Origin of the sequence: Anaerobacillus sp. MEB173 (assembly GCF_052119505.1) — a bacterium.
Taxonomy (GTDB): domain Bacteria; phylum Bacillota; class Bacilli; order Bacillales; family JBJMAU01; genus JBJMAU01.
Map to the genome: position 1 here is coordinate 279,078 of NZ_JBJMAU010000003.1, position 22,493 is coordinate 301,570.

The 22,493-nt window shown below is 35.8% G+C and carries 27 protein-coding genes; 7 read left to right on the forward strand and 20 right to left on the reverse strand.

Annotated elements, in window-relative coordinates; genetic code table 11:
* Positions 1 to 22 precede the first annotated feature (22 nt).
* Both ACJ2A9_RS09055 and ACJ2A9_RS09060 read right to left on the reverse strand, forming a co-directional pair.
* Positions 23 to 1,072 carry a SepM family pheromone-processing serine protease gene (locus ACJ2A9_RS09055; RefSeq protein ID WP_441421315.1) on the reverse strand — a complete coding sequence of 350 codons (1,050 nt, stop codon included), beginning with the start codon at positions 1,070 to 1,072 and terminating at the stop codon, positions 23 to 25.
* Positions 1,065 to 1,862, reverse strand: a complete 798-nt coding sequence (locus ACJ2A9_RS09060; RefSeq protein WP_441421316.1) for a patatin-like phospholipase family protein — start codon at positions 1,860 to 1,862, stop codon at positions 1,065 to 1,067. The genes ACJ2A9_RS09055 and ACJ2A9_RS09060 overlap by 8 nt, the downstream gene beginning before the upstream one ends.
* 178 nt (positions 1,863 to 2,040) lie before the next feature.
* On the opposite strand from ACJ2A9_RS09060, the gene ylbJ reads away from it, so the two are divergent.
* Positions 2,041 to 3,279 (forward strand): sporulation integral membrane protein YlbJ, encoded by a 1,239-nt coding sequence (gene ylbJ / locus ACJ2A9_RS09065; RefSeq protein WP_441421317.1) that lies wholly within the window; start codon positions 2,041 to 2,043, stop codon positions 3,277 to 3,279.
* An 89-nt stretch (positions 3,280 to 3,368) separates the two neighbouring features.
* Here the strand turns inward: ylbJ and coaD are convergent, their stop codons facing one another.
* Positions 3,369 to 3,857: a pantetheine-phosphate adenylyltransferase gene (gene coaD / locus ACJ2A9_RS09070; RefSeq protein WP_441421318.1), complete on the reverse strand. Its 489-nt coding sequence runs from the start codon at positions 3,855 to 3,857 to the stop codon at positions 3,369 to 3,371.
* A 35-nt stretch (positions 3,858 to 3,892) separates the two neighbouring features.
* Positions 3,893 to 4,459 carry a 16S rRNA (guanine(966)-N(2))-methyltransferase RsmD gene (gene rsmD / locus ACJ2A9_RS09075; RefSeq protein WP_441421319.1) on the reverse strand — a complete coding sequence of 189 codons (567 nt, stop codon included), beginning with the start codon at positions 4,457 to 4,459 and terminating at the stop codon, positions 3,893 to 3,895.
* A gap of 488 nt (positions 4,460 to 4,947) precedes the next feature.
* Between rsmD and ACJ2A9_RS09080 the strand changes: the two genes are divergently transcribed.
* Positions 4,948 to 5,337, forward strand: coding sequence for a DUF7147 family protein (locus tag ACJ2A9_RS09080; RefSeq protein WP_441421320.1), 390 nt, complete (start codon positions 4,948 to 4,950; stop codon positions 5,335 to 5,337).
* 64 nt (positions 5,338 to 5,401) lie between these two features.
* On the opposite strand, the gene ACJ2A9_RS09085 is transcribed toward ACJ2A9_RS09080, so the two are convergent.
* The 5 genes from ACJ2A9_RS09085 to ACJ2A9_RS09105 form a co-directional block, all read right to left on the reverse strand.
* On the reverse strand, positions 5,402 to 5,683 hold the full coding sequence (locus ACJ2A9_RS09085) for a YlbG family protein (RefSeq protein ID WP_441421321.1): 282 nt from the start codon (positions 5,681 to 5,683) through the stop codon (positions 5,402 to 5,404).
* Positions 5,684 to 5,796: 113 nt separating this feature from the next.
* A complete protein-coding gene (locus ACJ2A9_RS09090) occupies positions 5,797 to 6,237 on the reverse strand; it encodes a YlbF family regulator (RefSeq protein ID WP_441421322.1) in 441 nt (146 codons plus the stop codon).
* A gap of 106 nt (positions 6,238 to 6,343) precedes the next feature.
* The gene (gene uvsE, locus ACJ2A9_RS09095; RefSeq protein WP_441421323.1) at positions 6,344 to 7,312 is read right to left on the reverse strand and encodes a UV DNA damage repair endonuclease UvsE; all 969 of its coding nucleotides are present in this window, start codon (positions 7,310 to 7,312) and stop codon (positions 6,344 to 6,346) included.
* Positions 7,313 to 7,331: 19 nt separating this feature from the next.
* A complete protein-coding gene (locus ACJ2A9_RS09100) occupies positions 7,332 to 9,119 on the reverse strand; it encodes a hypothetical protein (protein ID WP_441421324.1) in 1,788 nt (595 codons plus the stop codon).
* Positions 9,116 to 10,768 (reverse strand): DNA repair helicase XPB, encoded by a 1,653-nt coding sequence (locus ACJ2A9_RS09105; RefSeq protein ID WP_441421325.1) that lies wholly within the window; start codon positions 10,766 to 10,768, stop codon positions 9,116 to 9,118. Before ACJ2A9_RS09105 ends, ACJ2A9_RS09100 begins: the two co-directional genes overlap by 4 nt.
* 135 nt (positions 10,769 to 10,903) lie before the next feature.
* Here ACJ2A9_RS09105 and ACJ2A9_RS09110 point away from each other — a divergent pair, with 135 nt between their 5' ends.
* Entirely contained in the window at positions 10,904 to 11,671 is a 768-nt protein-coding gene (locus ACJ2A9_RS09110) for an ATP-grasp domain-containing protein (RefSeq protein WP_441421326.1), read from the forward strand.
* An 18-nt stretch (positions 11,672 to 11,689) separates the two neighbouring features.
* Here ACJ2A9_RS09110 and ACJ2A9_RS09115 read toward each other — a convergent pair whose 3' ends face one another.
* From ACJ2A9_RS09115 to ylbD, 3 genes are all read right to left on the reverse strand, one after another.
* A complete protein-coding gene (locus tag ACJ2A9_RS09115; protein ID WP_441421327.1) occupies positions 11,690 to 12,136 on the reverse strand; it encodes a hypothetical protein in 447 nt (148 codons plus the stop codon).
* A 140-nt stretch (positions 12,137 to 12,276) separates the two neighbouring features.
* Positions 12,277 to 12,522 carry a YlbE-like family protein gene (locus ACJ2A9_RS09120; protein ID WP_441421328.1) on the reverse strand — a complete coding sequence of 82 codons (246 nt, stop codon included), beginning with the start codon at positions 12,520 to 12,522 and terminating at the stop codon, positions 12,277 to 12,279.
* Between the two features lie 28 nt (positions 12,523 to 12,550).
* The gene (gene ylbD / locus ACJ2A9_RS09125; RefSeq protein ID WP_441421329.1) at positions 12,551 to 12,964 is read right to left on the reverse strand and encodes a spore coat protein YlbD; all 414 of its coding nucleotides are present in this window, start codon (positions 12,962 to 12,964) and stop codon (positions 12,551 to 12,553) included.
* 127 nt (positions 12,965 to 13,091) lie between these two features.
* Here ylbD and ACJ2A9_RS09130 point away from each other — a divergent pair, with 127 nt between their 5' ends.
* Together ACJ2A9_RS09130 and ACJ2A9_RS09135 are read left to right on the forward strand one after the other, a co-directional pair.
* Complete coding sequence (locus ACJ2A9_RS09130; protein ID WP_441421330.1) at positions 13,092 to 13,613, forward strand: PaaI family thioesterase; 522 nt, start codon at positions 13,092 to 13,094, stop codon at positions 13,611 to 13,613.
* Between the two features lie 15 nt (positions 13,614 to 13,628).
* On the forward strand, positions 13,629 to 13,991 hold the full coding sequence (locus tag ACJ2A9_RS09135) for a hypothetical protein (RefSeq protein WP_441421331.1): 363 nt from the start codon (positions 13,629 to 13,631) through the stop codon (positions 13,989 to 13,991).
* Between the two features lie 28 nt (positions 13,992 to 14,019).
* On the opposite strand, the gene ACJ2A9_RS09140 is transcribed toward ACJ2A9_RS09135, so the two are convergent.
* The 3 genes from ACJ2A9_RS09140 to safA form a co-directional block, all read right to left on the reverse strand.
* Positions 14,020 to 15,090: a CAP domain-containing protein gene (locus ACJ2A9_RS09140; RefSeq protein ID WP_441421332.1), complete on the reverse strand. Its 1,071-nt coding sequence runs from the start codon at positions 15,088 to 15,090 to the stop codon at positions 14,020 to 14,022.
* A 172-nt stretch (positions 15,091 to 15,262) separates the two neighbouring features.
* Entirely contained in the window at positions 15,263 to 15,694 is a 432-nt protein-coding gene (locus ACJ2A9_RS09145; protein ID WP_441421333.1) for a CBS domain-containing protein, read from the reverse strand.
* 60 nt (positions 15,695 to 15,754) lie between these two features.
* Positions 15,755 to 16,384, reverse strand: a complete 630-nt coding sequence (gene safA / locus ACJ2A9_RS09150) for a SafA/ExsA family spore coat assembly protein (RefSeq protein WP_441421334.1) — start codon at positions 16,382 to 16,384, stop codon at positions 15,755 to 15,757.
* Between the two features lie 224 nt (positions 16,385 to 16,608).
* Between safA and ACJ2A9_RS09155 the strand changes: the two genes are divergently transcribed.
* Positions 16,609 to 16,962 (forward strand): YugN family protein, encoded by a 354-nt coding sequence (locus tag ACJ2A9_RS09155; RefSeq protein ID WP_441421335.1) that lies wholly within the window; start codon positions 16,609 to 16,611, stop codon positions 16,960 to 16,962.
* Between the two features lie 58 nt (positions 16,963 to 17,020).
* On the opposite strand, the gene ACJ2A9_RS09160 is transcribed toward ACJ2A9_RS09155, so the two are convergent.
* Positions 17,021 to 17,398, reverse strand: a complete 378-nt coding sequence (locus ACJ2A9_RS09160; RefSeq protein ID WP_441421336.1) for an Asp23/Gls24 family envelope stress response protein — start codon at positions 17,396 to 17,398, stop codon at positions 17,021 to 17,023.
* A 141-nt stretch (positions 17,399 to 17,539) separates the two neighbouring features.
* Between ACJ2A9_RS09160 and ytvI the strand changes: the two genes are divergently transcribed.
* Positions 17,540 to 18,598, forward strand: coding sequence for a sporulation integral membrane protein YtvI (ytvI, locus tag ACJ2A9_RS09165; RefSeq protein ID WP_441421337.1), 1,059 nt, complete (start codon positions 17,540 to 17,542; stop codon positions 18,596 to 18,598).
* Positions 18,599 to 18,683: 85 nt separating this feature from the next.
* Here the strand turns inward: ytvI and ACJ2A9_RS09170 are convergent, their stop codons facing one another.
* From ACJ2A9_RS09170 to ctaD, 4 genes are all read right to left on the reverse strand, one after another.
* Entirely contained in the window at positions 18,684 to 19,553 is an 870-nt protein-coding gene (locus ACJ2A9_RS09170; protein WP_441421338.1) for a cytochrome c oxidase assembly protein, read from the reverse strand.
* Between the two features lie 120 nt (positions 19,554 to 19,673).
* Positions 19,674 to 20,003: a cytochrome C oxidase subunit IV family protein gene (locus ACJ2A9_RS09175; protein ID WP_441421339.1), complete on the reverse strand. Its 330-nt coding sequence runs from the start codon at positions 20,001 to 20,003 to the stop codon at positions 19,674 to 19,676.
* A 4-nt stretch (positions 20,004 to 20,007) separates the two neighbouring features.
* Positions 20,008 to 20,622, reverse strand: a complete 615-nt coding sequence (locus ACJ2A9_RS09180) for a cytochrome c oxidase subunit 3 (protein ID WP_441421340.1) — start codon at positions 20,620 to 20,622, stop codon at positions 20,008 to 20,010.
* Between the two features lies 1 nt (position 20,623).
* Positions 20,624 to 22,411, reverse strand: a complete 1,788-nt coding sequence (gene ctaD, locus ACJ2A9_RS09185; protein WP_441421461.1) for a cytochrome c oxidase subunit I — start codon at positions 22,409 to 22,411, stop codon at positions 20,624 to 20,626.
* Positions 22,412 to 22,493: the final 82 nt, after the last annotated feature.

Sequence of the window (22,493 nt, forward strand, 5' to 3'; positions counted from 1 at the left end):
TCCTGCTTTCTTTCTGCTTCTTTTATCCTTTTTTCGGTTCAAGCTCTTGTAAATATTGTATTGCTTCATCAAATGTATTGACTGGGACGATTTTCATTGATGTTTTAATATCCTCTGCTGCAGCTTTGGCCTCTATGTAATTAGATTGTATGGAACCTTCCTCATTAGGCGCAAAGAAAATGTCAGCATTGGCCTTATCCGCGGCAACTACCTTTTGCTTAACACCACCAATTCGTCCAACAACTCCTTCTTCATTAATCGTTCCTGTACCAGCAATATGATACCCTTTTGTAATATCATCTACAACAAGCTGATTATAGATTTCAAGAGCAAACATCAGACCTGCAGATGGCCCTCCAATACGTCTCGTATCAATTGAAACGTCAGGATCAACATTCATGACACGGTCCGTAACTGGGTAACGGATTCCGACACCAACACGTTCAGCATCAACCCCAGTTTCCTTCGGAAAAGGAGTCATGACGAGGGTTACGTCCATTTCTTTATTCTCTCTTACAATCGTAAATAAAACAGGATCTCCTTTATCCCTTTTTGCTAATCTTTCCAAAAGTTCATCCGCGGTTTCCAATTCAATTCCATCTATAGCAATCACTTTGTCACCTTGTTTCAACTTCTCTTCAGCAGACATCCCGTCAATGAAACTCGTAACAATTACACCGCGGTTTTCGAATGTCACTGATTTCCCTGCTTTTTCATAGGCCACAACTGTTGCTAATTCCTTGGAGCTACTCATCATCATGAGCTGACGATGATGGTATTCTTCATCTGTTTCATCTCCAAATCGAAACTGATCTTCATGAAAAAGTTCACGGTATTCGCTCATTTTTGCCCAAACATAATGAATAATGTTCGCTTTTTGCTGTCTGACTGTCGTCAGCATAAACGACCCTTCTTCTTCGTATCCATCCTCCACCTCAATGATTTCAGCCAATACCTTTGCATCTCCAGGCTGAGTGTAATAATAAGGGAGCTGATAAAAGTTAACTGCTAACACGATAACGAGGGCAATTAACCAACCTTTATGTTTTTTTTGATCTTTTTCTTTAACCATGCTGGTTCTGCTGCTCCTTCCACTTTTCAATTGACTCTTTTATTTTGTCGATTTGTTTCCTCGTTTCCTCTTCCCCTAATGCAATAATATCTTCTACCTCTGTAAATGCTGTTGAACTATATTCTGATATTATTGGACGAATCATAACATCAACATCGATTTCACTATAACGGATCATCTCACGTTCCATTATGTCCATGCTTTGGAAGATTACATCATAAATGGACGTAATTTCCGGTTCTACTTGAAAATGTGAGACATCAACAGCAATGATGACATCTGCCCCCATATCACGAGCAACGGATACTGGTACTCGATCAATTACACCACCATCGACAAGCAATTTTCCATCAATTTTTTCCGGAACAAAGATACCCGGAATCGATATGCTTGCTCTTACAGCACTTGCCAGGTCGCCCTCAAAAAAAACAACCTTTTCCCCTTTTAATAAATCAGTCGCTACAATAGCCAGTTCCGGTGACATCTCCTCAATTTTCTTTCCATGTGTAAGGAGCCGAATCAAATCCTTTACTTTCTTTCCAGAAATAAATCCCATCTTTGGTACTGTAAAATCTAAAAAATATTTTCTGCGAAATTGAGTTGCCATCTTTATTAAAATCACTGGTGAGTGACCGGCTCCGTAAAATGCACCTACAAGTGCCCCCATACTACTTCCAGCAATCATATGAATCGGGATTTTTTCTTCTTCAAGAACGTTTAATACCCCTACATGAGCAAAGCCTCTTGCACCACCAGAGCCTAAAGCCAATCCAATTTTCGGCATTTTCATTCTATACACCCCCGGCTTTTTTAACCAATCATCTGGTCTAATTTAAAAGACTATACGTATATTGAAATATAGGACATGTTTTAAAAACGAAATGTCTGTCCATTCAAAACTACATATGCCAATGCAAACGATGATTTCTATCTGAAATATATCTTTAAAATTGAAGGAGGCAAGACTAGTGATCGCTTCAAAGGTGAAAACAATCCTTCTAGCACTTTCAGCAACAATCTTAGCTGCATCATTAATGATCTTCCCACAAGAAGCATTTGAAGCTTCAATACGTGGATTAACAATGTGGTGGGAAGTTGTTTTTCCATCATTACTTCCTTTCTTTATTGTATCAGAATTTCTCATCGGTTTTGGAGTTGTAAGCTTTATTGGCGCACTATTGGAACCATTAATGCGACCATTATTTCGAGTACCTGGTGTAGGGGGATTTGTTTGGGCTATGGGATTAGCATCGGGTTATCCTGCTGGAGCAAAATTGACTGCCAGGTTACGACAGCAAAAGAAACTTACCGCCATCGAAGCCGAGCGATTAGTCTCGTTTACAAACTCATCAAACCCTTTGTTTATTTTTGGTGCTATCGCCGTGGGATTTTTCCATAATCCTGCCCTTGGAATTATCCTTGCACTATCACACTATTTAGGAAATATATGTGTAGGACTGATGATGCGTTTTCACGGAAGAACGAAAGAAAGCTCAACTACCTCTGAATCCAAATCAGCAGTTAAATTTTCGCTCCGTGACGCACTCAACTTGCTACATCAAGAAAGAATAAAGGATGGACGAACAATAGGAAAATTATTAGGTGATGCCGTTCAATCATCCGTTTCAACCTTACTGATGGTTGGTGGATTTATCATTTTATTTTCCGTCTTGAATAAAGTGTTATATTTATTAGATATTTCAACTGCACTATCATTACTGTTCACCTTTATTCTTTCATTCTTTCAGCTCCCTAAAGAACTTAGCCTCCCAATCATTTCCGGGCTATTTGAAATAACATTAGGGAGTAAATTAATTAGCCAAACTGAATCAGCTACATTGTTCCAACAAGTAGTGGTTGCAAGTTTTGTCCTTGCTTTTAGCGGGTTTTCTGTTCAAGCACAGGTGGCTAGTATTCTTGCAGAAACAGATATACGTTTTCAGCCGTTCTTTATTGCTAGAATCTTTCACGGAATATTTGCCGCTATATTTTCAATTCTTCTATGGAAACCGTTATATGTAGATCATCAGTCTCTCGAGAGTGGTCAAGTCATACCTGTATTTTTGCATGAACAATCATACTCAATTCTCTTTTCATTATGGGAGCTGATTCTACAATATGGCTCCTACTTTACTCTTTGGATGCTCCTTATTTATATTATATTACTTTCAAGACGTTTGAACATTATTAGTGGTACATCAGCTTAGTGCTTTTATTCTTGAAGTAAACTGAACGAATAAAAAGCGACCCTCTTATCTTTTCCGAGATGAGATTGGTCGCTATTTCCAGTTATGTTTTAAGGATTGATCGAAAACTTTTTTCGAAGTGCCTCCTCAACAACATCTGGAACAAGATCTGTTACGGGAGCATGATATTTGGCAACTTCTTTTACAATACTTGAGCTCAAGTATGAATATTGATTATTTGTCATCATAAAAAATGTTTCTACATCATGATTTAATTTACGGTTTATCGAGGCAACCTGCATTTCATATTCAAAATCTGAAACGGCACGTAATCCACGAATGATTGTACTTGCATTTTTTCTTTTCACATAATCAATTAACAATCCATTAAATGAATCAATTTCAACATTCGGAATATTTTTTGTAACCTCTTTTAACAACTCTACTCTTTCTGCTACTGTAAACAGTGGTTTTTTACTTTGATTATTTAGTACAGCTACAATAACAGTATCGAAAACCTTTGCTCCCCTCGTAATGATATCAAAATGTCCCATCGTTACTGGGTCAAAACTTCCCGGGCAAACTGCAATACTTGCCATAATTTCTTCCCCCTTAATCCACATTATGAGTAATATTATTCATTGATTCCGCTTTCAAATCGATAAATAGAAATGGCTGTATCTCCATACTGCTCATAGCGCCAGCGGTTTAAATCCCCAATCGTTTGACGCAAAGTTACATTTACATCATGCTCACAAACAATAAATCCTACTGAATCCAGTAATTGAAAATCACTAATAATTGCCATTTCTGATTCAATATTTTGCTTAGCATACGGAGGATCAAGAAAGACAACAGAAAACGTTAGTTCTCTTTTCAAAAGGGCCTTCAATGCGCGTCCTGCCTCATTGCGATAAATTTCTGCTTGATCCATAAAATCACATTGCTTAACATTTTCTTTAATCGTTTCAATTGCTTTACGATTATTGTCAACAAATATAACCTTCTCAAGTCCACGACTTAATCCTTCAATTCCAAGACCTCCACTGCCTCCGTATAAATCCAAACCAAGTCCACCTTGAAAGTAAGGGCCGATAATATTGAAGATAGATTCTTTTACTTTATCGGTTGTTGGTCTAGTTGTTGTACCCGGAACGGCCTTTAATGGTCTGCCTTTACATTTTCCAGAAATTACACGCACACAAATTCACACCTTAGTTAAATTATATTTAAGCATGTAGCAATTATCAGCTAAAACTAATTATTAATTCCAACGTTCATATCTTAACTTATCCTACCACAAAATGACAACAAACTTAAATAGTAAAAAATCTTTACATGTCAAATATATTAATATGCAGATGATTTTAAGCAAAGGTGTATAGAAAAAAAACAGTTGGTCATACTATAGTTAGCAACATTTTGTAATGTTGCTGACAACCGCGGAGAAGGCTTACGTTTCCCCATAAGTTCTTCCTCCGGTTTCTCCTCTCCCATAGCCTATGCATATAATTATTCTTAAGATATGCTTGATTTACGGACCAAACATATCTTTTAAAGAAGAATAATTTTATGATTTGGGCACCTCGTAGGAAATCCTACGAGGTTTTTTTTTGTTAAAGATTATGTTGATTTTTAGTGTTTCATTGTAAAATAGGTGTAAAAGAGCTTAAAAAAGGAGAGTATACAATGATTCAACGTTTTATTGAGCTGGGCGAAGGGTTTTCTGATATTTATGAGCTGGTTGAACTTGCCAGAGCAAATCAACATCGAGTTCAGCATTTACTCACGTTTCATACAACTATTAACAATAGAAAAGTGACCTCACCTGTCGTAATACTAAAACCTACAAATCCAGGAAACTTCCTACCGCTATACATATGCAGGGAAGGCATTCCACAACAAGAAGAACTCCCAAATAAACGATACGAATTATTTCAACAAGTTAGTAATGAATTAGGTAAAGAAATTATCAAAATTGATGTAAAACCTTCGACAGACTATGAAGAAGTTGATTTATATTATCAGTATTTAATCGCAATTCTTCGCTTAAATTACCTGCTGCCACCTCTACAGTAAATAAGAACAGGAATAATAAAAGACCTCCGCAATGATCAACGACGATCAACAAGGAGGTCTTTTATTATAAGCCCATACGATAACCATATTCTTTTTCTTTTTCTTTATCTGGTCTTGAATTTTCATACTCTGTTTTAATAAACGGTCGCATTGAAGGCTTAACTTCTTTAATGAAATGCAACGATTGTAAACGCTCCATCACAGTATCAACTTCTTCTTTTTCACAATATATAATTGCGTATTTCATTTTTTTTGATACATAGTGGACGTTTCCATACTTCCGTAACTGCCTCGCATACTTTAAAGAGTGCAACCATACTGCCAAACCTTGACGATTACCAATCATTCTACAGGTTCTCCTTTATCATAAACTATATGACCTAAGTCTAGCACGTCGAAAAAAATGCTGCAATATAACCATGATTGCAATCTTAAAATAAAGCTTTGTTGAAAGAACACTTATTTACAGCCACAACTCCCACCGCTGCCGCAGCCGCCCCCGCAGGACATACTATCAAAATAAGGATTTCCGGTAGGTACCTTGATCATTTCCGATACAGCACGGGCAACAATCATACTGACTTCATTTAGCAGTTCTTCTAATTTAGTTTCAGCTGCTTTAAAAGCCGCAATTGAATCATGCAAATCAAGTTTCCTTTTTAGTTGCCTAACCTCTTTACTTACTGTATCAAAATCAGGATGATATCTACCAAAGCGTTGAACCTCTTCGTACTGGTCCTTTAATTTTGCAAACTGCTTTATTAGTAATTGAGCCTCTTCATTAGTGGCTAATCTATATTTGCACTGTTGATATTCTTCAAATATCTCTGATGTCGTAATCATCTTTGCCAATGCATATGCTTCCTCAATCAAGTCAGGGCTTGTCATTGACTCTACCAATGTAAAACACCTCCAATAAAAATTATACCACGTTCACAACCAAATAAAAAAAGGTAAAGTTCGTCAATGAGGTTTATTTCATTTGAAGGTCTATTATAAGCGTTTTTTATAAAATTTCAATACTCGCCTTACCTGTTAACCGGCAACATTTCTGTTTACTTAAATCTCGCATTAGCTTAAAAAGAGCTACATCTTTTTTCTTTGCCTCAATCATAATATCTAATTGGTCAGTATCATGTTTTACTCGATTCAAGAAACGAAGGAGACGTTCACTATCTATATAATCATGATGACTCTTATCGTTTGTATTCGGCCCTTCACGGGGACTTGACATGTGCATCTTTATAGGTAATGGACTATGCTTCCACGTCCCCAGTATTCGACTCCATAAGTCTTCGATCGCAGTTTCACTAGGGAGAACGTCGTAGTGATGCAAATCGAAGACAACAGGAATTCCTAATTTTTCACCAAGATATAATACATCTTCTATGTCATACGACATATCATCATTCTCAAGCATGAGCATCTTTTGAATCGTTGTCGGGATTTTTTCAAAGTTATCAATAAATGTCTCTAAACCTTGGAACTTTCCTTGCTTTTTACCACCAACGTGAAGGACACAACGATGCTTTGGATCGATGCCCATACCGACTAATAGCTTATAATGATACAGCAATGTTTTTAATGATTGTTTTAAGAGCGTTTCATCCTGGTTATTTAAGACAACAAAATGGTCGGGATGAAAATCGATCCGCATTCGATTCTCATTAATAAAGTGACCAACCTCCTTTAATTTTGGATCAATCGCTTTTTCATACCTCCAATTTTCAGTTAACGGGTGATTAGCGAGCGGAACAATCCTTGATGAAAAACGAAAAAAAGTAATTTCATGAGCAAGGTTATGCTTCAACAGTCTTAGACAGTTATCTAAATTTGAAATAGCGATACGTTCAAGGCGGCGAATTGCGGCTCCTTTGTCAGACAGCTGTTCAAACTGTTTGACGGTCATCGTTTGTGATGGTGAAGCTTGCTTTAATTCCGCACTCATCGCTACATAGCCAAAACGTACGTTCATTGTTATACCTCCAAAAATTTTATCGTCCTATCTTTTCCTCAACTTGAAACGGATTGGCTATGGCGATTCTATTTATTGCTGATAACCTTAGCTTCTTATTTTCAAAATCAATAATTTCATATTCCCCTGCGTTTACTGTAACTTGTTTTGGTTCGATTATTATTTGCGTATTATTGTTCGTTTCCTCATAAATAATAGGCATTTCCAATAGAATAGCCTGTTTAATTAGTAATACGGTTGTTCGCTCATCATATTTTGTTAAATGAAGCCATTGTCTCGGTAATTGCTCTAATCCAGGAAAAGCTTCCATTAAATCGGGATACCTGTCATCGAGCTTTATGACCTTTTTACTTACTTTCGAGGTATCTTTGTCAACCTCTTTGTCAACCTGTTGTTCTATCGCTACTTCTTCCTTATTAAGAAGTGTCTCAAGTTTTTGTTCATTTTCCATTTCTACCAATATTCCTTCTTTTACAATGAGAATCCAATCTTTCCAGTTTTGTTCTACAAACATTTTTAATCGTTTTTCAGTAATAGGATAAAACGACAACTGATTTTTTTTCTTTAGCGGTTCATATTTCTTCACCCATTCCTCTAAATGATGAGTTAACTTCCCAGCTGTTCGTTCGTCAAATAATTGGATTATATAATTTGTTAGTTGGCTCATTTCATATTTCTTTGAAAGTGCACTTTTTATATTCTCTTTTGCAAACTGGAAATGAACAACGATATCCCAACTAACCATCTTGGCCCACTTTGAAAACTCCCAAAGCTGAATTGGAGCTATCATAGAAGGAAGATATACGTCAATTTCACCTTGAGAATACCCCTTTAACTTCGCAGTTGTTCCATTTACTTTTCTTCGATAGACAACGTGACCCTCAACCATTAGTTTTTCAACCAGATCTAAATAAAGGAAGATCTCCATGATTTCCTCTATTCGGTCTCTTAATACTTCCTCATTTTGTTGATATAACCATTTGCTTATAAATGATGGATTAAGGCATTTTGATTCTTTAGCTTGTAATACAAGGTGAGCGATTATAAGTGAATAATAAGGTTTGTCAACAATTTGATGGATAGTATATGAAATCAAGTGATTCTCTATCTCAGTTAACCCATTTTGAAGGAACCTACCCAAACGGATTTCATCTATTAGCCACCTGTTTTGTTTTGGGACTACTACACTTTCATTCTGCAGAAATTGAATGAGTAAATGAATAACCCTCTTTAACATTCCTTCTTCATCGCTGTTACTGGAATATTTAGTTATCAACATACGACGATGTTGGCTTCCAATTTCACCATTCTTGGATAGAAAGTCCTTTTTCTGTTGGATTTCATGTAAAAGTAAAAATAAGTAATACAAAAGGCGATTGATTGATGTTGACTCCTTAGTAGTTGTATGAACATAGTAAGGTATTTTCATCGTTTCTCGTTGAATTAAATAGATCAGATACTCCTCTGGTAAGTAATAGACCTCTTCCTTCTCTTTTCTTCCAACAAATAGAAATCCTTTCTGTCGTAAAGCAACAAGAGCAACTTTATATTCACTCGATCGCAATGTACGGATTGCCTGCAGAAATTTTTCATTCGATAACATCCCGTCTCTACTAAAAAATAAAAACACACGTAAAACGGTTTGTTCATTTTCTGTTAAGCTGTCATAAAGTCTCCCAATGTATTCACTGCATTGAATGCGACGACATAAATCTTTTTCCTGATTGAAGGCAAAGGTATTTTGAGCATCAATGATTTTCATTTTTGTTTGATCACTAAGTTGTTCACTAAAAAAGGCAATTTTCATTCTAACCACTCTTCCAATTCGTATTCATACCCTTGTTCCACCATAAATCGTTGTCTATTCTCGGAAAAGGTTTCTTCTTTAGAACCTTTCGTGATAATTGAATAAAATATTGCTTTATGATTTTCACTTAACGGTCGTAACAAACGGCCGATCCGTTGTGCTTCCTCTTGTCTAGAACCAAATGCTCCAGAAATCTGAATCGCAACTTCTGCATTTGGTAAATCAACGGCTAAATTGGCGATTTTACTTACAACCAATATGGTGATCTCCCCATTTTTAAAGAGTTCATAATAATATTCACGCTTCCCTTTGGGAGTTGAACCAGTAATGATTGGTAAATGTAATGTTTGCGCAACCTTTTCTAACTGTTCGACATATTGACCAATGATAAGTGTAGGCTGATTCTCATGCTTACTTAAAATCCTCGAAATCACATCAATCTTTCTTTCATTTTCAGCAGCTATTCGATATTGTTCCTGGGACTTACTGCTGAAATACGTTTTCAAATCGTTATCAGTGAACTCCACTTTGATCTCTTTGCAAATTGCAGTAGCAATCCAGCCGTTATTCTCCAACGCTTTCCATGGGGCCTCATAACGCTTAGGACCAATTAAACTAAAAACATCATCTGCATTTCCATCTTCACGGACAAGAGTTGCCGTTAAACCTAATCTTCTCTTTCCTTGAATGCCTGCTGTTGTACGGAATAGCGGAGCAGGGAGTAAGTGAACTTCGTCATAAATAATTAACCCCCAGTTACGACGATTAAATAAAGGCAAATGTTGAAACTCCTTTGTCTTTTTGTTACGATATGTCAACATTTGATACGTAGCAATCGTGACCGGTTTTACTTCTTTTGTTTTACTTTGATAAAGACCAATCAAATCTTCGCTCAATGACGTTTTTGCCAGTAACTCACGCTTCCATTGCATCATTGAGGTTTCATTCGGTGTCAAAATCAACACTTCTTCCTTCACAGTTGTGAGTACACCAATTCCAACAACAGTTTTACCTGATCCACAAGGCAAAACGATAACACCACTCCCACCATCATTTTTTCCTTTTTGATAAAACGCTGCTACTGCTTCTTTTTGATATGGTCTAAGAGTGCAATTTTGTTGTAATGAAACTTCTAAATCATTTCCTTGTTCAAAACCTGCCAAATCATGAACTGGATAATCAAAAGAAAGGCACAGTTGTTTAAGAATTCCTCTTGCCTCTTCTTTCACAAGTAGACTGCTCTCTGAAAGTCGTTCAAAAAAATGAGCATAGTCTGAAGTAGTCAGTTTTTTTACAATGTCTTTTGATGTACTCATTATCTGCAATTTTCCCATTTCATTTCTTATTAATTGCACTGCTCCATGTCTGTCAAAATATTCTTGAATTCGATGCCTTATTTTCTCTGGTACAGGAAATTTTGAATAGCTCGATAAAAATGAAATAATTTCTGAAGCGGTTATACCTAGTTCAGCTGCATTCCAAATTGATAACGGCGTCATTTTGTACGTATGAATTCCCTTAGGACACTGTTGTAAATCCGCAATGTTGACTAAGATAGCTTGGACAATTTGAAATTCTTGATGATCGGTTTCAACAAGAATTGTGCCATCGCTTTGGGTAATTAATGGTTTTTGTTCATCATAGTGCATCACTCATCTATCCTTTCCAAATCGAAGAAATATGTCATTGACAATAGCGGAGTAAAAAACTATAATTTTTTCGTTAATCACAGTAAAAGCTACAAAATAATAAGCAATGATATAAATTTTGATAGAGGTGATCGGTTGAAAATCGTAACTTTTAACCCATTCAGAACGATCGGGATACCAAATATACAATACATTAAGCCAGAGCATATGTTTCAGAAGAAGGAAAGAGAAAAAATTGAGGAAGCGGATATTTGCTTATTTCCAGAGTATTGGCAAGTGAATTCCCTTGTTTATGGAATGAAAAAGAAAATTTTCCCTAATATTCAATCCTTTCATTTAGGACACGATAAAATTGAAATGACCAGGGCACTATGGAGTGTTTGCCCGGAAAATGTTCCTTATACTGAAATATTAGGGAAAAACAAATATAATATTGAGAACGTGTTAACAACCTTTCCTTATCCTTTTGTAGCGAAAGAAATTCGGAACTCTATGGGAAAAGGCGTATTTCTCATTGAAAATGAACAGCAATTTCTTGAGTATGCAGAAAGAAATGACTATTTTTATGTTCAAGAATACTTACCTATTGATCGCGACCTGCGTGTCTGTATCGTAGGTGATCAAATCATTACTGCATATTGGCGCATCGGTGGATGGGATACATTCCATAACAATGTAGCCCAAGGCGGACAAATTTCATTTGATAATATTCCAATCGAAGCGATAAACCTTGTAAAGCAAACCGCACAAAAACTTGGCATTAATCATGCTGGTTTTGATATCGTATTTGTCAATAATACAATGTATTTTCTTGAATTTAATATTCTTTTTGGAAACCAAGCATTTCAAACATTAGGTATCTCTGTTGAAAAGATCATCCATCAACACATTCAAACGATATGAAACATGTTACGATTCCAATTATGGAATCGTAACTTCAAATTCATCCTCTAAACCATAGCTTGTATGATCATTATGAACCAGTTCAATTTTTAACGTATGCTTTCCTGTGGGAAGCCCTTTAATGATAAAAGCAGCTTTATAAATGGAGTCAACTTTATTACCATCCACATACAATTGCAGATGTCCTTCCCCATCAACTTTTTCCATACGGTCTGGCTCCTTAAAAGTGAAGTTAGGAACGTGACATTCCACATATACGTCTTTTCCTCTCGCTTCACTTTTTACCGTTAATGACCGCTTTTCATTATTATCAGCATTGTGAAGGGCACTTCCATTAAAAGGGATACTTTTCAATTGCTCATCACTATGGGGTGTTGTAATCTCCAAGTTTTGAATGTCACTATAACTAAAGCCCATTAAAACTGGTAAGGACATGATTATCATGACGATTAATTTGTAGATCATAGCTATCTCTCCTTTAATGGATTTATTTTTATTGTTATCTATAGTTAGGGAATTTATCCAATTAATATATGGTTTGTCTCATTGTCCTCAATAATAAAGCAAGGGCATTTCATATAATTGCCCTTGCACTTTTTAAACCGTTATGAAGGATCGATAATATTCATATTCCGAACCATTTCGAGAAGCATCATTGTTAAATTTATATTATTTTGAAGACGTTCAATCCTTTGAGGGAATGTTCTTCCATAATAAACATTTGCCTGTTGTTCCATCGATTGAATCGCACTAGGATTCCTGCTTAACCGTCGATACCATATTGGCTGTTCTCGCATAAATTGCTTTAAATCTGGTCGATTTGCTAAGTAATTTTGAATATCCTTTCTCATTTTGTTCTCCCCTTACAAACCCCATTCATTAATCTTTGCGAAATGATAAAGGATTTTCCTGACCTCTTTGTTGTTGCTGAGATTTATCAGATTGAAACTGTTGGATAATGCCATTAATATTTGAAACAAGGCCGTTAAATTGAGATAAATGATACTGGATATCATTTATGTTTAACTTTTTAAACATCGAAAAAAGATTCGCCAATGATTCTTGGTTTACTTGATCGGTCTCATCAGTTTTAACTTTTTCTTCCTGTTTTCCTATTGCCTCACGCTTATAACTCTCCCAAGACGTATCATCCTCACCCAAAATCATCCAATCTTCATATAGTTCTTGCCATGTTTTACGATTTTCACGGACTTCCTTAATTAATAGCGGATGTTCTTTTACAAATTTTTTAAATTCCTCTACAGTAGGGTGTAGACTTGAGCCTTTCCCCATAAAGGTCACCCCTTAATTAAATTTATTCTCTGCTCCTACATTACATCATACAAAAACGCCCACTAAATGGTGCGCCCAATTATTTGCCATACCTTTCTTACAATTGCTAAAATAAAAGAGATACTCAATGAAGGAAGGTAAAAGTATGGAGATTGGACATGAGCAACAAGAATTACTATCAAAGATAGAACGATATATAAAACAAGCCAATAATGAAGAAATGGGAGTACTCAGCGCTATTATCGAAGGATTAGAAAAAAAGCAAAATGGTGATTATTTAACGTACTTGGCGGGGATTACAAGTGTAAAAAGTCAATTTATCGATGAAGATACATATGAGGTAACGATTCCGATTCAGCCGCTCATTGAAAACCCACTAAAAATTGTCCATGGAGGCATTACTGCAACATTATTAGATACTGCAATGGGAGCATTCATAAACCGTCTTCTCCCTGAAGATTCAGCAGCTGTGACATCAGAAATAAAAATTAACTATCTTACTCCTGGTATTGGTACAACGCTAAGATGCTTGGCAACAATCGCTCACAAAGGAAAAAAACTATGGGTTGCTGAAGCGAAAGTGTATTCAGACACAAATAAACTAGTGGCAATGGCTAGTGGCAGCTTTTTTATTATACCTAGACGATAAGGAGAGGGTAGGTTGGTGGTTACAGCCATTTTAATTACTGGTGTTTTTATTTATTTTTTTATTACAACAATGAAAGAAAGAAAAAAGAATATTCAACAATGGGAATCGGTCGGTATTGTTAATGAGGTTGCAGTCATTACAGGTAAAGTTAGCCGATCTTTTCAGGAAAAAAAACGTTTCTATCAATCACACTGGATTTGGCATACTGAAATACAAGTTAATGATTCAACCAGTCAAATAAAAGTGATACATGAAAGACCTATACAAGCTGAATCTGTACCCATTCAAATCCAAAAAGGCGCCTTTATAACTTGCTATGGTCAGTATCAAGGGGATTATTTCCTGGCAAATCGTATAGAGCATAACGAAAAAAATTAAATGCTTCTTTCCAAAGAAGCATTTAATTTTATGGAAAAGGAGTGAAGAAATTTTGAGTATAGTAAGTTTCATACACGCCAACACCTAAATGGGTAAACTCTTCATTCAAAAGATTTACACGATGCCCTTCACTGTTCAACCAGCCTTCAACCGCAGCAATTCCATCAACATACTTCGCTGCAATATTTTCTCCAGCCATATGATACCGTATATCTTCACTGTTAAATCGATCTGATAATTCTCCAAACTGTGGTGAAGTATGAGAGAAATAATCATTCACAAACATGTCTTTGCTATGTTTATACGCGACAGTGGCCGTTTTTTCATCCCATTGGAACGGTTCTAAACCATGTCTAACTCTTATTACATTTGTAATATCAAAAATTTGTTTGGCTGAACCACGTTCTATTTGACGCCACTGTTCTGCAGTTAATGGTTCTGGTTCATATAACTCTCCTCTATATACGACAGAATATGGTCGTTTCATTAACAATAATTCCGAATTAAGATAACGAATACTGGAAATCTCATTCGTAAATGTATCAAAATAAAGCTGTGCCCATACCCCTTCTTTAATAGGAATTAGAGGTCTAGCTATTCTTTCATCTTCTGTTAATTCAAAACGGTATGAATTCTTATTAAATGTAAATGAAACCTTCTCCTCTATTATTTCATTTTCTTCTATTTGTTCAAATGAGTCACCTATCTGAAACCGTTCATTCGGTAACTTCTCACCAATAACAAAAACAGTTTGTACTTCACCGTTTTTTACACCAACTTGAAAATAGGAATTTATATGTTCCGCGTAGATGTACCAGTCATAACCATATGCAGAAGGATCAATACGATCAGGCTGACCAAAGGTTGTTATGATCCCTTCAATCGAATCACCAATAAAATCATATAATTCCATTGAAGCAAAATACCCATCCTGACGATATTCTATTGACGTATCCGTCTTTTCTTCACTTAAAAGTTCCCCATCTGACAACTCATCAATCTTTTCGATTTCATTCAAGAATTGATTTTCGATTTGGTCATTAAAGAAAAATATTGTAATTAAACCTAATAACAACAGAAGACAACCGAATTTTTTCAAATATAAAAGCTCCTCTCTAAGAAGGTCTTATCCAAATACACTATAGTTAACTTCTTTCTTAAAAGATGATCTCCTTCTCTTTAACTAAAATTACGCGTCTTGACACAAAAAAATAGCAAGAAGAAATGATGATTTCTCCTTGCTACTTTTAATACAAAATTTTCTTTATTTATTAATGGTGAACTTCAGGGCTTTCTGATATTTCCGATAAAGCATAACCGGCTTCATCATCAGTCCCTTTGTGAATTGCCAAATCCCCTAAAGAAACGATTCCGACAAGTCGGTTATTATCAACGATCGGTAAACGTCGAATTTGATGCTTCGCCATAAGGTCAGCAGCTTCATCTACACTCATATCTGGAGAAGCTGTAATTAGATGTTCACTCATAACATCTGTTACTTGAGTTGATCCAGGGCGTCGTTCAGCCATACCGCGTACAACTATATCACGGTCGGTGATCATTCCTAATAGTTGTTGATTTTCTTCACAAATTGGGATTGCACCTACATTATCATCCTTCATTTTTACAGCAACTTCATAAATATTATCTACTGGAGTACAATAGTCTACATTACTTGTCATGAGATCTCTAAGATGGTCCATTTTTTTACCTCCTTATTTTAAAATTCGCTTATATTTTCTCCAAACGTCGTAAAATCATGCTTAAGGGCGGATAAACATTTGTGTCCAATAATGTCTACCTGTACCACCTCTTGCATAGCCAACTCCAATGTGAGTTGTATCTCGACTCAAAATATTTTGTCTATGTCCTGGACTATTCATCCATTGTCTGACAACCTCTTCTGGTGTTGTTTGTCCCATTGCAATATTTTCTGCAGCACTTCTATACGAAATTCCAAAGTTTCTTATCATCGTAAAGGGTGACCCATATGTTGGTGATTGGTGTGAGAAATAATGGTTATCTCTCATATCCATTGATTTGTACCTTGCTACTCTGGAAAGTTCCCAATTTGGTGTTAACGCCGGAAGTCCGTGTTTGGCTCTCTCCTGGTTTGTCAGCTGTATTACCCTATGCTCAATGTTTTTTATTTCATCGAACAATGGGATGGTAAGCCTTTGTCCCGGATAAATTAAACTCGGATTTGAAATCTGTGGATTAGCTTCGATAATCTCACTTAATCCTACTTGATAGCGAACAGCAATTTTCCACATGGAGTCACCTGGTTGTACAACATATGTAGTTGTTCCTTGTGCATTTGCTTCTCCAGAAAAAAACATACCAAGTACAAGTAATAGTGAAAAGAAAAAAGTCATTATTTTTCGTATAAACATTTTAACCCTCCAATTTTTTTTCATGAAATTTTTCATTTACTTACCCCTTATATTGTGACCTCGTAATTGAAAATGTTTCATGAAAAATAAAAAAGTTCACCACTTGATGAACCTTAATTATCGGAAAATTAATTTTTGAAGATTGTCATAATAACATTGCATCTTTTTTCGATTCATACTATCATATTTAAGTAGTGTAGGTTAGAGAATTAGGAGGGAAATAAATGAAATTCGAAAGTATTGGATTAGCTGACAAAGAAGCTAAATTTTCAAATGTTGAACATGTCATGGCCGAATTAGGTTTTATTCACGCTGGTCAATGGGATTATGAGCGCGTAACCTTTGACTATAAGTTTGAAGACTTGGTAAAGAATGAAATTTATTACTTACGTGTACAAGCATACGCAACAAAAGGTGAAATTCCTTCATCATCTGCTCAAATCAAGTTTCTAATTCCAATTTTAGGTAAGTATTACTATCCGCATGGAGTTGAATATGAAGGAGAAGAATTCCCTAAAAACATCGTTGACAAAAGCACTCAAAAGCTTCAAGCGATTAAAGATAAGCTAGCAATATAAGCGTGCTGAACCACATATCATATTCGATAATTCCTTTATACATAAAGAGAACCTGACTTTACTTATTGATCAGGTTCTTTTTATTTTTCTCCATAATGGAAATCGTTTCAACACATACATTTACTGCATTTACCTTAATCCCAGTTAATAATTCAACCTGCTCTTTCACCGCTTTTTGCAGATTATAACATAATGTCTGGATATTCATACCGTAACCTATTGATACTTTAAGTTGAATGGTTACTCCGTGAGTGTTATTCATAATTGAAATACCTCTTGTACCCCCTGTACGGCTTACAATGTTAAATAATTGATCTTTCACACGGGACGTAGTACGATTAAGACCATCAATTTCTTTTATGGCACTTTTTGCAATGATGGCAATAACTTCATCAGTAATATATAAATCGCCCTTTTCAAAAGGCAGTCTAACCATGGACAATCATCCTCCTCACATATTAAAAATTATTTTGAATAGATATAATCTATTGAATTTCAGTAATTTAAACTGTTAATATAAATATGGACATACTATACTTTATGTGTGTGCGCTTCACATCAAGAAAGGGGTTTAACATTGTCAACGATCTTATCAAAACGTCTATGGGGTATCATTTTATCAATCGTTATTCTTGTATTAATCGGCTACTTTATTTTGCCAGTTTCGTTACCAATAATTACGGCATTATTTACAGCATTTTTATTGGTCCCTATCGTTTCGTTATTGCAAGATCGGGCAAAAATAAAACGTAACCTTGCTGTAATGATTGTATTTACCATATTTGTATGCTTCATAGGCTTATCCGGTTACTTCATTACAACAAAAGCTGTAACACAAGCTATACAGCTTGTAGAAAATTTACCTATCTACATTAATGAGATTAATCTTGCCTGGATGAAAATGCAGCAAAAGTTAGATACTACATACGCTGACTTACCACCAGAATTGATTTACGAGATTAATATGCAAGTGAATACAACGCTAAATGGATTAAGACAAGAGCTAGGAAACCGTAACATAATTGGAGATATAACGACTATCGTTACTAAAATACCATCCTATCTCGTTACGTTTATTGTTTATTTAATTGCTCTATTTCTCTTTATGTTAGAACTGCCAAAGTTAAAAAAGCGATTCTATGCTCATTTAAGTGAGAAAACAGCGGATAAAGTGAGTTTTATGGCTTCAAGATTGTCATTTGTTATCTTTGGCTTTTTTAAAGCTCAGTTCCTTGTTAGTATTATTATCTTTATTGTTTCATTAATTGGTTTGCTGCTAATTACTCCTGAAGTAGCCTTATTAATGGCCTTTATTATCTGGCTCATTGACTTCATACCAATTATTGGATCAATTGTAATACTCGCACCTTGGGCTTTATATTATTTAATTGCCGGCAATTTAGCAACAGGTACACAGTTACTTATCCTTGCCGGAATCTTACTTATCATTCGACGTACTGTTGAACCAAAAGTAATGGGGAAACAAATTGGTCTTTCTCCTTTAGCGACATTAATTGCTATGTATATTGGACTGAAACTATTAGGAATTATCGGTTTAATTGCTGGTCCATTATTAGTGATTGCATTTACTTCTGCTAGAGAAGCAGGAATCATTAAATTAGATTACAAAATTTAATACGATAACATAAGCACTAAAAATGCGCAAAAAAGGAAGACCGAAAGATGCAATACATCATTTCGGTCTTCCTTTTTATTTCGTATTAGATCGTCTTTGGCTCAGTATGATTTGAAATTCTTTCGTATTCCATATCTTCCTCTTTTCGCTCACGCTTAAACCAACCAACGAAAATATAAGCAAGGATTGAACCATATACAATTTCCTGAACAATCTTCATAATTACTCCACCTAGCTGTTGATCTTCAATGATAGGAAGAGCAGATATTAGTTGGGGTGCTGATAAGTAAGGATCATATAATACTGTACCAGCGAAAATAATCAATGCACATGCCGGAGTAAGTAACACGCCATCAGCAAAGATATAGCCCACTTTTTTCAACGGTGTAAGTGTTTCTTGTTCTGGTAATGGACAGAGGATTGGCCACCACATAATAAATGCCGCAAACATTAATATTATATGGACAACTACATGTAATACAGGACTCGACATAATTGCATTAAATACAAATGGATAATGGTAAATTGAAAATAAACCATTAAATAGAATGATCGCAATCAGTGGTTTTGTAAAAAACTCAAATGGTTTTTTAATCAACTCATAATTCACGATCGGTCTGATTACCCATGAAGGTAAACCATAAAGAAATAATGGCGGAACAATTAAATAAGCAATCGACATCTGTGTCATATGTGCACTAAATAAATAATGATGTCCATAGTAGCTTAATGGACTTCCTTTTGCTATATATAACAATATAACCCCAATGCTAAATAATAGTATTTTCGTCATTGGAACAGGTTCAGCATCAGCAAATCGATCTCTGTACTTCGTTATTATCATTAGATACGATAAAAGCAGGAACACTGAAAATAGAATCCAACCAGGACTCCATAACTCTGAAAAACTTGCCACCACATGTACATGATTATTTGCCATCGATTCATTCCCCACAATTCTTTCCTCCTTTCAACAGCTACATAGATTTAGATGCCCTACAATAATATGAAGGGCATCTAATACTATTCTAGGTGTAATTCCTTAAAAACTTACATTGAAACTCATATGTTTTGATTAGTATTTTACAATACCTAGTAATAACATTAATGATGCTACAGTAGGTATCGCAATTATAATACCAGACCAAATCATAATACTTGGCCATGTATGACCCTTTTGGTTTAAATGCATAAAATAATACAGTTGCAATAATACTTGAATAACTGCAAGTATTAAGATAAAAGGTAGAGCAAATGTCGCTGTAACAACTTCACTTACAACGGCCATAAACGCAATAATTGTTAGGAAGATCATCAACCCGAATGATACAAGCTGATGCTTCATTTCACGCTTATAAAGAATCTTGTTTTCGATCTCAGAAGCTTCAGTATGTTTTTGTTCCATAGCATTAACCTCCGATTCCCATTAGATAAACTACTGTAAAGATAAACACCCAAACAACATCAATAAAGTGCCAGTACAAACTTGCTAAATAAAATTTAGGTGCATTTGTTAATGTTAATCCTGTATTACGGTAACGGATCATCAATAACGTAATCCATGAAACACCAAAGGCAACGTGCGCCCCGTGGAACCCAACCAAAGTATAGAAACCAGAACCAAACGCACTTGTTGTAAATCCTAAGCCTTTATGAACATAGTCATAAAACTCATAAATCTCTAAACCCAAGAATCCAAGTCCAAGAAGTACTGTTACTCCCAGCCATGCAAGCATTGCTTTGAATTGATTACGTTTCATCGCAATCATCGCTAGCACACTTGTTAAACTACTTGTTAATAAAAGCATTGTAGCTATAAAAACAATTTCCCAGTGAAACAAATCTTGTGGTCCTGGTCCATTATTTGTACCATTTTTAAGCCCAAGATACGTCCCAAATAGACTTGCGAATAGGACAGTTTCTCCCCCTAAGAAAAACCAAAATCCTAAAAACTTATTTTTACCTTCTAAAGTAGCTTTTTCAGGGTGTGCCGGAAGCGCGCCACTATGATTTACATGTGCCATGTTATTTCGCCTCCTTACTAGCTATTTCATCTACTGGTATATGATAACCATGATCCTCTTTTACAGAACGGATAAACATACAACCAAATAAAGTTACGAAACCAACGATTGCAATCCAATACGTATGGTAAATTAATCCAAATGCAGCAACAAACAAACCTAAAGACATAATAAACGGTAAAATTGATGCTGAAGGCATATGAATATCACCTAATTCTTCATCAGAAGGCATTTCCTTATTTCCAGAACGTTTTTCAAGCCAGAATGCGTCAAGTCCACGTACAGTAGGAGTCTTAGCAAAGTTATACTCCGGTACAGGAGTTGGAATTGACCATTCAAGTGTACGCCCATCCCAAGGATCTTGCACAGCACGTTCAGCTCTTAACGTAATAACAACGTTAATTAAGAATACAATTGTACCAATTGACATTAAGAATGCCCCAATTGTACTAATAAAGTTCATTTCATTAAAACCTTGACCATCTAGGTATGTGAAAATACGACGTTGCATTCCAAGCACACCAAGGAAATGTTGGACAAAGAAAGTCATGTGGAATCCGATAAAGAATGTCCAGAACATGATTTTTCCTAATGTTTCATTTAATTGACGGTTGAACATTTTTGGCCACCAATAGAAAACACCGGCCATAAGACCAAAGACAACCCCACCAATAATTACGTAATGGAAGTGAGCTACAACAAAATACGTATCATGGAACTGGTATGTTGCAGGTGCAGCTGCAAGCATAACCCCAGTCACTCCACCCATGACAAACGTAGGAATAAATCCGATCGCCCAAAGGTTAGCAGTAGTGAATCTAATTTGGCCGCCCCACATTGTAAAGAGCCAGTTGAAAATTTTAATCCCAGTAGGAACAGCAATCGCCATTGTTGCAACACCAAAGATCGCGTTAGCAATCGGTCCCATACCAACTGTAAACATATGGTGAGCCCAAACCATGAAGCCTAAGAAACCGATTAATACAGTCGCAAATACCATTGCACTGTAACCAAATAAACGTTTTCTAGAGAATGTTGCAATAACCTCTGAAATAATACCAAAAGCAGGAAGGATTAATATATATACTTCAGGATGCCCAAAGATCCAGAATAAATGTTGCCAAATAACAACATTACCACCCGCTTCAACAACAAAGTAATTTGCTCCAAAAAGACGTTCAAACATTAATAGGAATAAACCAACAGTAAGTGCTGGGAATGCAAATAGAATTAAAGCTGATGCGACAAACGTACTCCATGTAAATAATGGTAAACGCATCATTGTCATTCCAGGCGCACGCATATTAATGATCGTAACTAAGAAGTTAATCCCGGCCATTAACGTACCTGCTCCAGAAATTTGCAACCCTAACACATAATAGTCAACCCCAGTGCCTGTATAGGCATCACTGGCAAGCGGTACATAAGCTGTCCATCCAGCTTCAGGTGCTCCTCCTACAAACCAACTAACATTTAAAAGAATTCCACCAAAGAAGAATAACCAAAAACCTAATGCATTTACAAATGGAAAAGCAACATCACGTGCTCCAATTTGCAGTGGGACAATAAAGTTCATAAACCCGAATAATAATGGCATGGCTGCTAAAAATATCATTGTAGTACCGTGCATTGTTAGTAATTGGTTAAAGGTTTGACCACTTACAAAAGTAAATTCAGGGTACATAAGCTGAATACGCATTAGTACAGCTTCTAGACCACCTACTAAAAAGAAGAATGCTCCTGCAGCTAAGTACATAATCCCAATCTTCTTATGGTCAACCGTTGTCATCCAATCCCACAATCCACTTCTTTTATGAGCGTGTTGTGTTGACAATTTTATTTTACCTCCTTTTTCCAATGAATAAACGAGA